The following is a 12,502-nucleotide window of genomic DNA, read 5'->3' on the forward strand; positions in this document are numbered from 1 at the left end:
TATTACGCAGTGAGAGAAATAATGAATACAGTGTTTGACAGTTCCGGTGCGGGACCTGGCACAGGGTCTTCTGCCGGGGTGATGGATGTTGCCGATCTGGGGCGCATGTTGGCTGATGTGGCCGGTATCCGCCGCCGGAAATCAGGCGGGCGGGAGTGTTTCTCCCGCCTGGCCGAGCAGTTCCGCCAGAGTGGCTTTGACGGACTCCAGGACCATGCGGTGATGAGGGAGTCCCGTCGAGGGCGGCGGCGTTCGATCCCGGTGGCGGTGGTTGAACGTGTTGTAGCCATGGCCCTGGAGCATCCGGCGTGGGGGCAGGTCCGCCTGTCCGCAGCCTTGGCCGATGAGGGCATGGCCCTGTCCGCCGCGTTGGTCCAGCGTGTTCTGGGGGACAATGGCCTGGGCGGTGCGGTGGATCGTTGGTTGGCCCTGGAACAGCAATGGGCTGCGGGTACGCTGGTCCTGAGCGCGGAACAGACCGCGTTTGTGGAACGCATGAACCCGTGCTTCCGCGAGTTGTCGCCGGTTTCAAAGGCCCCGGGCGAGGTTCTGGACGCGGACAGCTTCTTTGTCTTTTGTCCCGGACGCGGAAGTAAGGTGTACCTGCATGCCGTGGTGGACACCTTTTCGTCCTATGCTTTCGGGTTTCTGCATGACAGTCGTCGCCCGGAAGCCGCGACCGCAGTTCTGCACAATATGGCGCTGCCGTTCTTCCGCCGTCATGGCTGGCCTGTTCATGTCGTGCGAACTGATACCGGGCGGGAATTTGTCGGCGGGGCCAGGCACCTGTACCAGACGTATCTGGATCTGGCGGGGATCGGGCATCAGACAGTTGATTCCCTGCCATCCCGGCGCGGCAGTTTTGTCGAACGGTTTCGCGACACTGTGCGTGAGGAGTTCTTCCTGCCCCGGATCCGGGAGCGGCCTTTCGGGACGCTGGAAGCGGTGCAGGTCGCCTTTGCGGCATGGTTGAAGGATTACAACACCCGTTGCCCCGGGAAGGGCTGGCCGAATATGGGGCAGACCCCGCAGGCCGTTCTGGACGCGTTTTCCGGTACCGGGGATCCTGCCGGGCCGGGCGTCTGAAGCCTGTGCGGTTCGTTGTCTGTGGTGTTGGTGAAAGGAAGCAGGCATGGCCCTGGACAGGATTGATATCTGCAACCGCGCGCTGCTGATGATCGGCGCCCTGCCGGTTTCGTCGCTGGAAGATCCAACCCCGGTGGCCGAGGTGGCGCGCCATTTCTATGATATGGTCCGCGATGCCTTTCTGTCGGTGCATCCGTGGAATTTTGCCCTGACCACCGAAGTGGTGCCGGTCATGCCGTCTGTATCGTGTTCGGGGTATGCCTTTACGGCACCTTTGCCGGTGGCGTGTCTGCGGGTTTTGTCGGTCGGGCGTGTCGGACAGGACCGGGGGGTGGCGTACCGCATTGTGGGGCGTCAGGTGGAGTGTGACGCCTCGCCGGTTGTCCTGCATTACATTGCCGCCGTTCCGGAGAGTGTGTTTCCGGCTTTTTTTGTCAATGCCCTGGTCTTGCGCCTGGCGGCGGCGTTCTGTTTGCCCCTGACCGAAAGCGCGGGGCGGGCGGATCACCTGTGGCAGGCGGCGGAGCAGGAGTTCCGGCGGGCGCGGGCGGTTGATTCCAGCGAGGATACGCCAAAGCGTGTGGGCAGCAGCATTCTTCTGGATGTGCGGCGATGAGCGGGCATGGTCATGTCAAGTCCAACTTCACGGCCGGGGAGCTGGCCCCCGATCTGCTGGGGCGGGTGGACCTGCGCCTGTGGGACAATGGTGCGGCGTGTTTGCGCAATGTTCTGGTGCGTCCGACCGGGGGCATAACTCGCCGTCCCGGTTTGCGGTGGCTGGCTGTTGCGTCGGGTCCGGGTCGTCTTCTGTCCTTTGAGTTCAACACGGCGCTGGTCTTTGTGCTGGTGTTGACCGACCGGAAGATGACCGTGTTCAGGCCGCTGCCATCGGGGCAGGAGGTCCAGTATATCCAGGCGCTGGAAACCCCGTGGACGCTGGAGCATCTGGCCGCGATCAACTGGAGCCAGAGCAGCGACACCCTGCTGGTGGTTCATCCGCTGGTGCCGCCGCACAAGATTGTCTGCCATGCAGAGGATTCCTGGTCGGTGACGCCGTGGGTCTTTGAAACCGGGCAGGGAGGTGTTCCCAAGGTACCGTTTGCCCGGTTTGCACCGCTTGACGTTGCCTTGCGCACGGATGGCGGTGTGACCGGAGAGGTGCACCTGCATGCCGACAAGCCGTTCTTTACCCCGGCGCATGTTGGCGGGTGGATCCGTTTGCGCGGGGTGCCGGTGAAATTGCTGTCCCGGGTGACAGCGCAAAAAATGAAGGCGCGGGTCGAGGGAACCCTGCCTGCGGCCGCATACAGCACCGACTGGGTGGAAGCAGTTTTTTCCGAAGCACGGGGGTGGCCGGTTTCGGTCACGTTTCACCAGAACCGTCTGGTGATCGGGGGGTCGCGGGATTTGCCGCATCACTTGTGGCTGTCGCGGGTGGGGGATTTTTTCAACTTTGACCCCGGGCAGGGGCTGGATGACGATGCGTTGCACATGCCGATCCTGTCGGATCAGGTCAACGCCATCCGCCATGTGTTCCCGGGCCGCCACCTGCAGGTGTTTACCACCGGGGCAGAGTGGATGGTGCTGGGGGAACCCCTGAGTCCGGCCAGTATCCTGGTTCGTCGGCAGACCGGGATCGGCAGCCTGGCATCCCGGTCCATTCCGCCCTGTGATGTGGACGGGGCCACGGTCTTTGTGGCTGCCGGCGGGCGGGAGCTGCGGGCCTTCCTGTTTTCCGACAGCGAGCAGGCCTATCAGGCCCAGGATTTGTCGCTGATGGCTTCGCACCGGGTGGAGGACCCGGTGGATATGGATTATGACCCGCGCTGGCGTCTGCTGCATATGGTGATGGGTGCGGGGACCATGGCAACCGTCACCAACTATCGCCGCGAGCAGATCACCGCCTGGAGTGTCCAGGAAACCGACGGGGACATTTTGTCGGTGCGGGTCTGTGGCGGGTTGACCTGTCTTCTGGTCCGTCGTGGTGCGGTGGTGTGTCTGGAGTGTCTGGACGAGACCGCCTTTACCGACTGTGCCCAGAAAAGGGAAACCCGCGGGGCGGTGGCATCGCTGGGCGGGCTGGTGGCGCTGGACAACAAGCAGGTGTATGTGGCGGGTGCGGATCAGGGCTTTGTGCCGGCGACCGTGCGCCGGGGGTGGGTTCATCTGTCGCATCCCCTGCGGTCGCCGGATGTCGGATTGCCATTTTCCCATGTTGTGGAGCCGCTGCCGCCCGCTGTTGCAGGGGCAGGCGGAGGCGTATACGGGCGCAGCATCCGCCTGATCCGGGCTTCGTTCCGGGTTCTGGGGACAGGGCACCTGGTTGTGGATACCGGTTCCGGCCCGGTGCCGGTTGATTTCTGTGCTGCTGTGCCACTGTCCTTTCGCGGGGATGCAGAGGACGACAAGGCGGTGTGCGAGGTTGCCGTGCGGGCGCTGGGCTGGCGGACCGGGCATCCCCGGCCATTGTGGCGTATCGAGCAGGATACGCCGGCACCCTGCACCATTCTTTCGGTTCTGACCGATCTTCGTTCCGCCGGCTGAGAGGCCGGTTTTTTTTATGATCCTGATTGCAGTGAGGAGAAAGTCGTGGCCGGTTTCCAGGCTATAGAACCTTTTATCCGTGCCCGGGGCGGGTCTTCGTTCGGGGATGTGCCACGCCGCAGGGCGCGAGACAGCGAGGTACCGCGTACGGTGCCCGTGGTTTCGCGGCCCGAACCGGATTTTGCTGCCCCTGATCCAGAGGAGACTTCTCGCCGGGAGATGATTGCATTGCGGCGGCAGGATGATGTACTGCGTCAGCAGCGCAAGTTGGACCGCGAGCTGGCAACGCGTCGGGCCCGTGCTGCCCTGTCGCCCGGCGGGATGGAGTCTGCATCGTTCCAGGCCCTGACCGACAGTCTGTCCGAGGATGCCAATCGTGCCATTGAACGCTCTGACAGGCAGGCTGCTGTCCAGTCCCGCATTGTACGGGAAGTCGCGCAAAAGCAGCGGGAGATGGATGCCCTGCTCAAGAGATCTCACGCCAATAATGTGTTTGATGACACTGTGATTGCCCGCGACTGAATTCTTCATCCGGGTGGTATTCTGTGGGGGCAGATATCCGTGAAAGCACAAAGATATGAAAGACGGTTTCATCGTTACACGGGGGACGGCATAACCGGGACCTATCCGTTTCATTTCCGGATTTTTACGCCGGATGACCTGCAGGTGTGGCTCGATGGTGCGGTGTGCCGCGAGGGGTATTACGTCACCGGCCTGGGGCGGGAAAACGGGGGCAGCATTTCCTTTGTCGTGCCGCCGGCCCAGGGTAGTGTGATCGTTCTGAAGCGTCATTTGCTGATTGCCCGTAAGGCCGAGATCATGGCCCGTGGCCAGGTATCAGGCCAGGCGCTGCGTATGGAGCTGGACCACCATCTGGTGTTGATGCAGCAGCTTGAAGAACAGATAGACCGGTCGGTTGTGTTGCCGGTTGATGTGGAGGCTCCGGTGCGTCCGGTTCTGCCTGTCCCGCAGCCGGGGCAGATCATCGGGTGGTCGGAGGACGGGCGGCGCCTGGTCAATGGACCGGACAGTTTTGTTCGTCTGGTGCGGGCCGTGGAGGAGCTGCGGGCTGGTTCGCCGCCGGACACGGTCCTGCCAAAAGTGGCATCTGTGGCCACCGGCAGTACGGGGGCGTTGACACCCGGTGGTGCGGCAAAGGACGAGGACAGCTGGAAGACAGCGGATCTGGTCGGGGGGCAGGCGTCCTGGCTGTCTGATGAATCGGTCTGGGCACAGCGGGTGTTGCAGCGGGTGCACGACCGCCTGTATGGCAGTGTGGCATCGGCTTCGGTCCAGGGCAGCCAGCTGTCGGCATCGGAGCGGTTCGGGCCTCTGGTGCCGTCGGTGTATATGCGGGCGGTGCCCGACCGGGTGCCCTATCTGCTGAAGGTGCAGCAGGACTATTCGGCAACCCGGGTTGACCGGACCGGCCGTGTTGTTTCTGCCACGGCTGATACCGTGCGTGATGATTTCAGTCCTGACGGGCAGACCTATCTGGGCTGGCATGTCGAGGGGCCGGCCAAAAACCTGCTGGGTACGGACACGGCAACCCTTTTGTCGCAGTGCACGGCAACCCGCATCAAGATCTTTGACGGCACGGCACCGGCTACGGCCCGGGTTCTGGAGGCATCGGCGGCGGATGGGATACTGCTGACAAGCCGCCTGGAAGCCAGTGCGCCGTGTGTGTTCAGCCTGTGGATCGGGCGGGTGAAGGGAACGGGGGCCGTTTCGCTGACCTGTGATGGCGGGACAACGTGGGTGGATATTACCGACCGGCTGGCCGCCACCGGGATGGCCCGTGTGCACTGTGTGGCAGAAGCCGGTCCGATACAGCCCGGGATCCGGATGGCACAGGCCTATGATGCTGTTGTTGTGGACTGGATGCAGTGCGAAACCGGGCGGGTGCCGACCTCGGCGATTGTTGACGGTCCGCAAGGTGCTTTCCGTGAGGCGGATGTCCTGAAGGTTGACGATATCGGGACCCGTCTGGATGAGGCTGTGGGGAGTTTGTACGTCGAGGTGGTTCCGGGGCCGGAACATCCCGACCCCCAGACCCTGTTCTCCAGCGCCGATGCCGGCAAGGTCGTTGAAGCATCCCTGGGTGTGTACAAGGAAGGCATAGCGGTGAATCTGGGCAGTATTGCCTCGGGTTTTGGCGGGAAAAGCAAAAGCGGCATTCCGGTTCGCGAGGGTGTGCCGCTGCGTTTCGCGATGGGCTGGAGTGACCGGGGCATTGTGGCGGTGCACGACGGGGTTGTGTTCCAGACATCGCAGTTCGGGAAGCCCTGGACATGCACTGCATTGGCTCTGGGGTGTCAGCTGCGGGGCGGGCCAACCCGGTTCCTGTATGGCTGGGTGCGCCGTGTTGCCGTGTTCACCGAACGCCTGAGCGATGATCACTTGGTGGTGATGACCCGATCCTGACGGCCCCGGTTCTTTTTCCGGGAGTGTGAAATGCAAGAGTATCCTGTTGGCGGGGGCGAAAGCTTTCCCGCCTTTGTCATGGCCTGGAACACGGCGATGAACCTGGGGACGCCGGCACATCATCACCGCATGGCCGGGTGGCTGGAGCAACGCTGGTCCAGCCCGGTGCAGCGCAACGCACTTTTGATGTCTTTCCGCAATTCCGGTAAATCCACCCTGGTCGGCCTGTTCTGTGCCTGGGTCCTGTACCGGGTTCCCGAAACCCGTATTCTGGTGGTGGCGGCCGAGCATGGTTTGGCCCGCAAGATGGCCCGCAATGTCAAACGGATTATCGAGCGTCACGTGATGACACCGGGGTTGCTGCCGCCATCACGTGACCAATGGGCGGCGGATGAATTTACCGTGGCCCGCCAGGCGGAGTGGCGTGACCCGTCGATGCTGGCCCGCGGGATCGGGGCCAACATTACCGGGGCCCGGGCTGATCTGGTGGTGTGTGACGATGTGGAGGTGCCCAACACCTGCGCATCGGTGGTCCGGCGGTCGGATTTGCGGGCCCGCCTGCGCGAGCTGGACTATGTAATCGTGCCGGGGGGCATGCAGCTTTACATCGGCACCCCGCATGCGGCGGACAGTGTGTATGCGGCAACGGCCTCGCCGGATGATCCGGACGCCGGCCCGTTCCTGGACGGTTTTGAGCGTCTTGAGATTCCGCTGGTGGACGCGGACGGTGTGCCGGCCTGGCCGGAGCGTTTCCCCTCTGCTGCGATCGAGGCGTTGCGCCAGCGGACAGGCCCCAGAAAATTTGCCAGCCAGATGCAGCTGTTGCCGGTCAACAGCGAGGACGGCCGTCTGGATCCGGACCTGCTGCGTGTTTACGACGGCGATCTGCGCCTGATCCAGGGCAACGGAGAGAGCCTGCTGACGATTGGCGGGGTGCGGATGGTTTCGGTGGCCTGTTGCTGGGATCCGGCCTTTGGTGCCGGGTCTGATGGCCGGCGGGACGGCAGTGTGGTGGCGGCCCTGTTCTGCGACGGGGACGGAACGTACTGGCTGCACCGGATCTGCTGGCTGCCGGCAGCACCGGCGGGGAGCCGGGATGATGTGGCAACCTGGCAGTGCCGTCATGTGGCAGCGTTTGTGCGTGACCTGCACCTGCCGGCGATCCGGGTGGAGATCAACGGGCTGGGGCGGTTCCTGCCGTCCCTGCTGCGCAAGGTTCTGGCCGACGACAATCTGCCGGTAGCGGTTCTGGAATACACCAGCCACCGTTCAAAGGCAGAACGTATCCTGGAGGCACTGGATGCGCCGCTGGCCGCCGGTCGCCTGAAAGCGCATCGCAGTGTGTTGCAGACCCCCTTCATCACCGAGCTGCGGGATTGGCGGCCCGATGGCCGTGGTCACGACGATGGCCTGGATGCCGTGGCCGCGTGTCTGCTGGCTGAACCGGTCCGGTTGCGTCGCCACGGTTTGTCGGGTCTTTCCGATCCGTCTCCGGTCTGGCAGCGCGGGGGGGCTGCCTGGACGGCCTGCACCGATTTTTCTGTCTGAAGAGTATGGGCGCACAGGGCTCCGTGCGTTCTGAGCAATCTATTTTCCCGAGGAGAAAGAAGCATGTCCATACCCTGGACGGTGGATCTGATGTGGTGGGTAACAGCGGTGGAGCTGCCGGCGCTGGGTGGGCTGCTCTGGCTGCTCTGGCGGACACGCCAGGATACGGAAACGCGAACCGGGGCCGTGCGGGAGGCCCTGGCCGACTACAAGCTGGAGGTTGCCCGTACTCATGTGTCCATGGCGACCCTGAAGGATGTGGAAAACCGCCTGCGGGCGCATCTGGAGCGTATCGAGCTGAAGCTGGATGCGGTCCAGGTCCGGTCTTTGGGGCGGGGGGCGGCACCGTGGAGCGGGTAACGCTGTCACCGGCTTCCGGTAAGCCGGTCGATATTCTGGCCCGTACCCTGTGGGGGGAAGCCAGGGGGGAAAGTGTGCGAGGAAAGGAAGCAGTGGCGGCGGTGGTGGTGAATCGGGTCCGCCATGCCCGGGCCGGGCGGGCAATGTGGTGGGGGCAGACCATCCCGGATGTTTGCCTGAAGCCGGCCCAGTTTTCCTGTTGGTCCAGCCTGTCGGGGGGATGTCCGGATGCCATGATCGCTGTGCCCGGCGATCCGTGCCTGGCTGTCTGCGTGCGCATTGCACGGCGGGCAGTGGCTGGCGTTCTGGAGGATCCGACTGGTGGTGCCACTTGTTATCACGCCCGTTCGGTGCATCCGCGCTGGGCGTGGTCCCGCATTCCATCGGCGGAAATCGGCGGACATGTTTTTTATACAATCGTGGAGTAAGGGTTTTGGACTGGATCATGGAAAATCTTGGTGGCCTGTGGCACCTGGTCAGCTCGGTGGTGACGGTGGCCTCGGCGGTGGCGGCGGTGACGCCGGGTCTGGACGATGACCGCCGGGTTGGTGCCCTGCGGCGTCTGGTGGACCTTCTGGCGCTGAATGTCGGCCCGGCCCGGCCTGACCGTCACCACGGTCCGGGTTGAAGCCTTTTGCCCCGCTTCCTGATATTTCGGGAAGCGGGGGTTTCTTTTTGCGTTTCAGGGGGTGGATTGCGCCGGTTCCCGGTCTTCCAGCATGGCCCGGATGGTGGTGATATCCCGTTCCGGCCGGATACGCTCGAACAGGGGTCTGGCCTGGGGCCAGTCATGGCCGGCGTGCCGGGCGATAAAGGTCACCCATTGCTTCAGACGCCCACCACGGATAGCCGGTGTGCAGCCATCCTGTGATCCCAGCAGGCTGTCATAGTGCAGCAGCAGGGTGCAGACCCGTTCCCACGGCCACGGCGGGGCCCCGGTTTTCAGGCGCAGGGCCAGATCCGGACGGGCAATGGCCCCGCGCCCCAGCATGGCGGCCTCGCACCCTGAAACCCGGGCGCATTCGTGCCAGTCCTGAGGGGTCCAGATTTCACCATTGGCAATGACAGGGATATCCACGGCCTGGCGGATACCGTCCAGAAGGGGCCAGCGAGCCGGCGGGCGATAGCCATCGGCCCTGGTCCGGGCGTGCACGACCAGCTCGTCGGCACCGCCATCGCGGGCGGCCAGGGCAATCTCCAGATGCTGGCTGGTATCCTCGTAACCCAGGCGGACCTTGGCGGTGACCGGGATGTGATCCGGAACAGCGTTTCGCGTGGCGGCGACAATGGCGGCGATGCGGTCGGGCGTGCGCAGCAGGCTGGCCCCGGCGGCGCGGCGGTTGACGGTTTTTGACGGGCAGCCGAAGTTCAGGTCAATCCCCGGTGCCCCCAGGCTGGCGACAAAGGCTGCGTTTTCGGCGGTCACGGCGGGTTCCGGCCCCATGATCTGGACATAGACCGGGGTGCCGGAGTCGGTTCTGCCCCCGGTCAGCAGCTCCGGGCAGAGGCGGTACCAGACATGGGGTGGCAACAGGCCGCGGGAAACCCGGACAAATTCGCACACGGCCCGTTCAAAGGCCCCGGTCGCGGTCAGAAGGCGGCGTGCCGGCGGATCGGTCAGCCCTTCCATGGGGGCAAGAATCAGGCGCATGCAAGGGAACCATATCCGGGAAGCGGGAAGGCTGCTCTGTAGCGAAACCCGCTGCCCGGGTCAATGGTCCGGTTCCGCCACAAGGCATGTGTGCATCCGGTTGGGCTTGACGTGGCGTTGTCCTTGGGCGACAACAAACGTTTTGGCATCGCCTTCTGCTTGCTGCAGGGTAGGGGTACAGCCAGATTCTGATGACGATACCGGGGGCGCTGGTTGGCGCGTATGTGCCTGTGGCGTGGTATATCCGGGGACTATGGGGTTTTCATGAGTCGTCCTGTTGTTGTGTGTTGTGCCATTACCGGATCACGCCCGCGCAAGGCGGATAATCCGGCGGTGCCTGTTGCCCCGGCCGAGCAGGTGGAAAGTGCGCAGGACGCGTTTGAGTCCGGCGCCACGCTGCTGCACCTGCATGTCCGCGATGACAACGAGAATCCGAGTTTTGATCCCGACCGTTTCGCCACGGTGATGGAGGGTGTGGCCCGTTATTGTCCGGGGATGGTGGTGGAACTGTCGACCGGCGGCGTGGATGGCGATCCATCCCAGCGGCTGGCGATGCTGCCCTTGCGCCCGGAAATGGTGGCGCTGGCCCCGGGGTCTTTCAACATGCCCGGCGGCGTCTATCTCAACCCGCCCGATGTGGTGCACGAGCTGGGGCAGGCTGTGGTGCGTATGGGGATCAAGCCGACCCTGGAGCTGTTTGACCTGTCGATGCTTTATGCCACGGCGGCCTTGATCGGGCAGGGGCTTTTGCCTGAACGTCCGCACTTTCACATTGTTCTGGGGGGGCAGGCCGCCCTGCCGGCCAGGCGTCAGGTGCTGGATTTCATGGTGGCGGAAATCCGGGACCTGTTCCCGGACGCCTCGTGGATGGCATCCGGGCTTGGGTCGCATCAGGATCTGGTGATGGACTGGGCCTTGTCCCTGGGCGGGCACATCCGTACCGGTCTGGAAGACAATATCCGCCTGACCCGCCATATCCTGGCTGAAAGCAATGGCCAGTTGGTGCGGCGGGCGGTGGCACGCTGTATGGATTATGGTTGCCGCCCGGCCAGCGTGGCGGAAACCCGCCAGATGCTGGGATTGCCGGAATATGCGTGAAACCGGGACGAAGGCTCAGCCGTTCTGGTCCGGTCGCCGTATTTCCAGGATCCGGAAGGTGTGGGTCCGGGTGCCATCGGGTGCCGGTGCTCCCTCCCGGCAGCTGGTTTCGTGCCAGAGTGCCGGGTCCAGCGCGGGAAAGAAGGCATCGCCCTGTGGGTCCATATGGACATCGGTCCTGTAGACCCGGTCGGCACGATCCAGGGTCCGCGCATAGAGTTCTGCCCCCCCGATAATCATGATTTCCCCGCTTTCCTGTCCCAGTGGATCGCGGGCGGCAAGGTCGATGGCTTGATCCAGAGAGCCTGCGGTCAGAATGCCGTTGGCTGTCCAGGACGGATTGCGGGTCAGGACGATGTTGGTCCGTCCGGGCAGGGGGCGGCCCAGGGACAGGAAGGTTTTGCGCCCCATCAGAACCGGTTTTCCCATGGTCATGCGGCGGAAATACTGCAGGTCATCGGACAGTTTCCACGGCAGGGTGTTGTTGTGGCCGATCACCCCGTTACGGGCGACGGCAACAATCAGCGAGACCAGGGGGCGTGCTGTGGCCGGTGTACTGGTTTTTGTCATACTGCAACCGGAGCCTTGATGTGGGGATGGGCGTTGTAACCTTCCAGGGTGAAATCTTCGTACCGGAACTTGAACAGGTTGGTCACGGCCGGGTTGAGAGTCATCCGTGGCAGGGCCATCGGCTTGCGGGTCAGCTGTTCGCGGGCCTGATCCAGATGGTTGAGGTACAGGTGCGCATCCCCCAGGGTGTGGATAAACTCCCCGGGCTGGAGGCCGGTGACCTGCGCCATCATCAGGGTCAGCAGGGCATAGGAGGCGATATTGAACGGCACCCCGAGAAAAATGTCGGCAGAGCGCTGGTACAGCTGGCAGGACAGGCGGCCTTCCGCCACGTGGAACTGGAACAGGCAGTGGCACGGGGGAAGGGCCATGGAGTCCACCTGCGCCGGATTCCAGGCCGACACGATGTGGCGCCGCGAATCCGGGTTGGTGCGCAGGCTGTCCACCACGGTGCGGATCTGGTCCAGGGTCCGGTCCGGGCTGTCGGGCGTCGGGGCCGGCCACGACCGCCACTGCGCCCCATAGACCGGGCCGAGGTTGCCGTTTTCATCAGCCCATTCATCCCAGATGGAAACGCCGTGTTCCTTCAGCCAGGCGATGTTGGTATCCCCGCGCAGGAACCACAGCAGCTCGTAGGCAATGGACTTCAGGTGCAGTTTCTTGGTGGTGAGAAGGGGGAATCCGTCTTCCAGGTCAAAGCGCATCTGGTGCCCGAACAGGGACAGGGTGCCTGTTCCGGTGCGGTCGGCCTTGCGGTGGCCGGTTTCCAGAACCAGCCGCATCAGGTCGTGGTACTGTTGCATGGGAATTGTGGCCTCGGTGTTGCGAAGGATGACAGGGTCTATAAAGCGTATTCTGCCTTTGTGGCGCAAGGGCAGAATCTCTGTGCGGTTTCGCTTGCATGCACAGGGCAAGACCCTATAGTCTTGTACTTGCCGGGCTTGCCCGGCTATGGCGCTAAACCCTTTGCGGAATAGGCGTAGCGGACCCGGGGGCGGTACCCGGCGTCTCCACCATCACTCCTCCCTGCCGGGCAGGGTGGATCTGTGGGGACGAAACAGGATCGACGCGCGTAGTAAAGGCCTAGGCTGTGCCCGGTATAGTATCCGCCGTTATCGGGCTGAACTCTACAAGTGCCAACGACAACGTTGAACTTGCCGCTGCCGCTTAATTGCCGGTAAGCGCGGTCCGGGGGGCACCGGGCAACAGAAGCCCCCCACT

At 63.6% G+C, this 12,502-nt stretch carries 13 protein-coding genes and 1 other RNA gene; 11 read left to right on the top strand and 3 right to left on the bottom strand.

Going from position 1 to position 12,502, the window contains the following annotated elements:
* Positions 1-21 precede the first annotated feature (21 nt).
* From HEQ72_RS03475 to HEQ72_RS03515, 9 genes are all read left to right on the top strand, one after another.
* Positions 22-1,086 carry a helix-turn-helix domain-containing protein gene (locus tag HEQ72_RS03475; protein WP_168022570.1) on the top strand — a complete coding sequence of 355 codons (1,065 nt, stop codon included), beginning with the start codon at positions 22-24 and terminating at the stop codon, positions 1,084-1,086.
* A gap of 46 nt (positions 1,087-1,132) precedes the next feature.
* Complete coding sequence (locus HEQ72_RS03480) at positions 1,133-1,702, top strand: hypothetical protein (RefSeq protein ID WP_168020261.1); 570 nt, start codon at positions 1,133-1,135, stop codon at positions 1,700-1,702.
* Positions 1,699-3,630, top strand: coding sequence for a hypothetical protein (locus HEQ72_RS03485; RefSeq protein WP_168022571.1), 1,932 nt, complete (start codon positions 1,699-1,701; stop codon positions 3,628-3,630). Before HEQ72_RS03480 ends, HEQ72_RS03485 begins: the two co-directional genes overlap by 4 nt.
* Before the next feature lie 45 nt (positions 3,631-3,675).
* Positions 3,676-4,152: a hypothetical protein gene (locus tag HEQ72_RS03490; RefSeq protein ID WP_168022572.1), complete on the top strand. Its 477-nt coding sequence runs from the start codon at positions 3,676-3,678 to the stop codon at positions 4,150-4,152.
* Positions 4,153-4,191: 39 nt separating this feature from the next.
* Positions 4,192-6,054: a phage head spike fiber domain-containing protein gene (locus HEQ72_RS03495; protein WP_168022573.1), complete on the top strand. Its 1,863-nt coding sequence runs from the start codon at positions 4,192-4,194 to the stop codon at positions 6,052-6,054.
* A gap of 30 nt (positions 6,055-6,084) precedes the next feature.
* Entirely contained in the window at positions 6,085-7,602 is a 1,518-nt protein-coding gene (gene terL, locus HEQ72_RS03500) for a phage terminase large subunit (RefSeq protein WP_168022574.1), read from the top strand.
* Between the two features lie 63 nt (positions 7,603-7,665).
* Positions 7,666-7,962, top strand: a complete 297-nt coding sequence (locus HEQ72_RS03505; protein WP_167804925.1) for a hypothetical protein — start codon at positions 7,666-7,668, stop codon at positions 7,960-7,962.
* Positions 7,950-8,390: a cell wall hydrolase gene (locus HEQ72_RS03510; protein ID WP_168022575.1), complete on the top strand. Its 441-nt coding sequence runs from the start codon at positions 7,950-7,952 to the stop codon at positions 8,388-8,390. The genes HEQ72_RS03505 and HEQ72_RS03510 overlap by 13 nt, the downstream gene beginning before the upstream one ends.
* A 17-nt stretch (positions 8,391-8,407) precedes the next feature.
* Complete coding sequence (locus HEQ72_RS03515) at positions 8,408-8,590, top strand: hypothetical protein (protein WP_168022576.1); 183 nt, start codon at positions 8,408-8,410, stop codon at positions 8,588-8,590.
* 54 nt (positions 8,591-8,644) lie between these two features.
* Here the strand turns inward: HEQ72_RS03515 and HEQ72_RS03520 are convergent, their stop codons facing one another.
* Positions 8,645-9,613 carry a tRNA dihydrouridine synthase gene (locus tag HEQ72_RS03520; protein WP_168022577.1) on the bottom strand — a complete coding sequence of 323 codons (969 nt, stop codon included), beginning with the start codon at positions 9,611-9,613 and terminating at the stop codon, positions 8,645-8,647.
* A gap of 264 nt (positions 9,614-9,877) precedes the next feature.
* On the opposite strand from HEQ72_RS03520, the gene HEQ72_RS03525 reads away from it, so the two are divergent.
* A complete protein-coding gene (locus tag HEQ72_RS03525; RefSeq protein WP_168022578.1) occupies positions 9,878-10,711 on the top strand; it encodes a 3-keto-5-aminohexanoate cleavage protein in 834 nt (277 codons plus the stop codon).
* Positions 10,712-10,726: 15 nt separating this feature from the next.
* On the opposite strand, the gene HEQ72_RS03530 is transcribed toward HEQ72_RS03525, so the two are convergent.
* Together HEQ72_RS03530 and HEQ72_RS03535 are read right to left on the bottom strand one after the other, a co-directional pair.
* Complete coding sequence (locus HEQ72_RS03530; protein WP_168022579.1) at positions 10,727-11,281, bottom strand: dihydrofolate reductase; 555 nt, start codon at positions 11,279-11,281, stop codon at positions 10,727-10,729.
* On the bottom strand, positions 11,278-12,084 hold the full coding sequence (locus HEQ72_RS03535) for a thymidylate synthase (protein WP_168020352.1): 807 nt from the start codon (positions 12,082-12,084) through the stop codon (positions 11,278-11,280). The genes HEQ72_RS03530 and HEQ72_RS03535 overlap by 4 nt, the downstream gene beginning before the upstream one ends.
* Before the next feature lie 90 nt (positions 12,085-12,174).
* Between HEQ72_RS03535 and ssrA the strand changes: the two genes are divergently transcribed.
* Positions 12,175-12,502, top strand: a transfer-messenger RNA (tmRNA) gene (ssrA, locus tag HEQ72_RS03540).

Origin of the sequence: Haematospirillum sp. 15-248 (assembly GCF_012102665.1) — a bacterium.
GTDB lineage: Bacteria > Pseudomonadota > Alphaproteobacteria > Rhodospirillales > Rhodospirillaceae > Haematospirillum.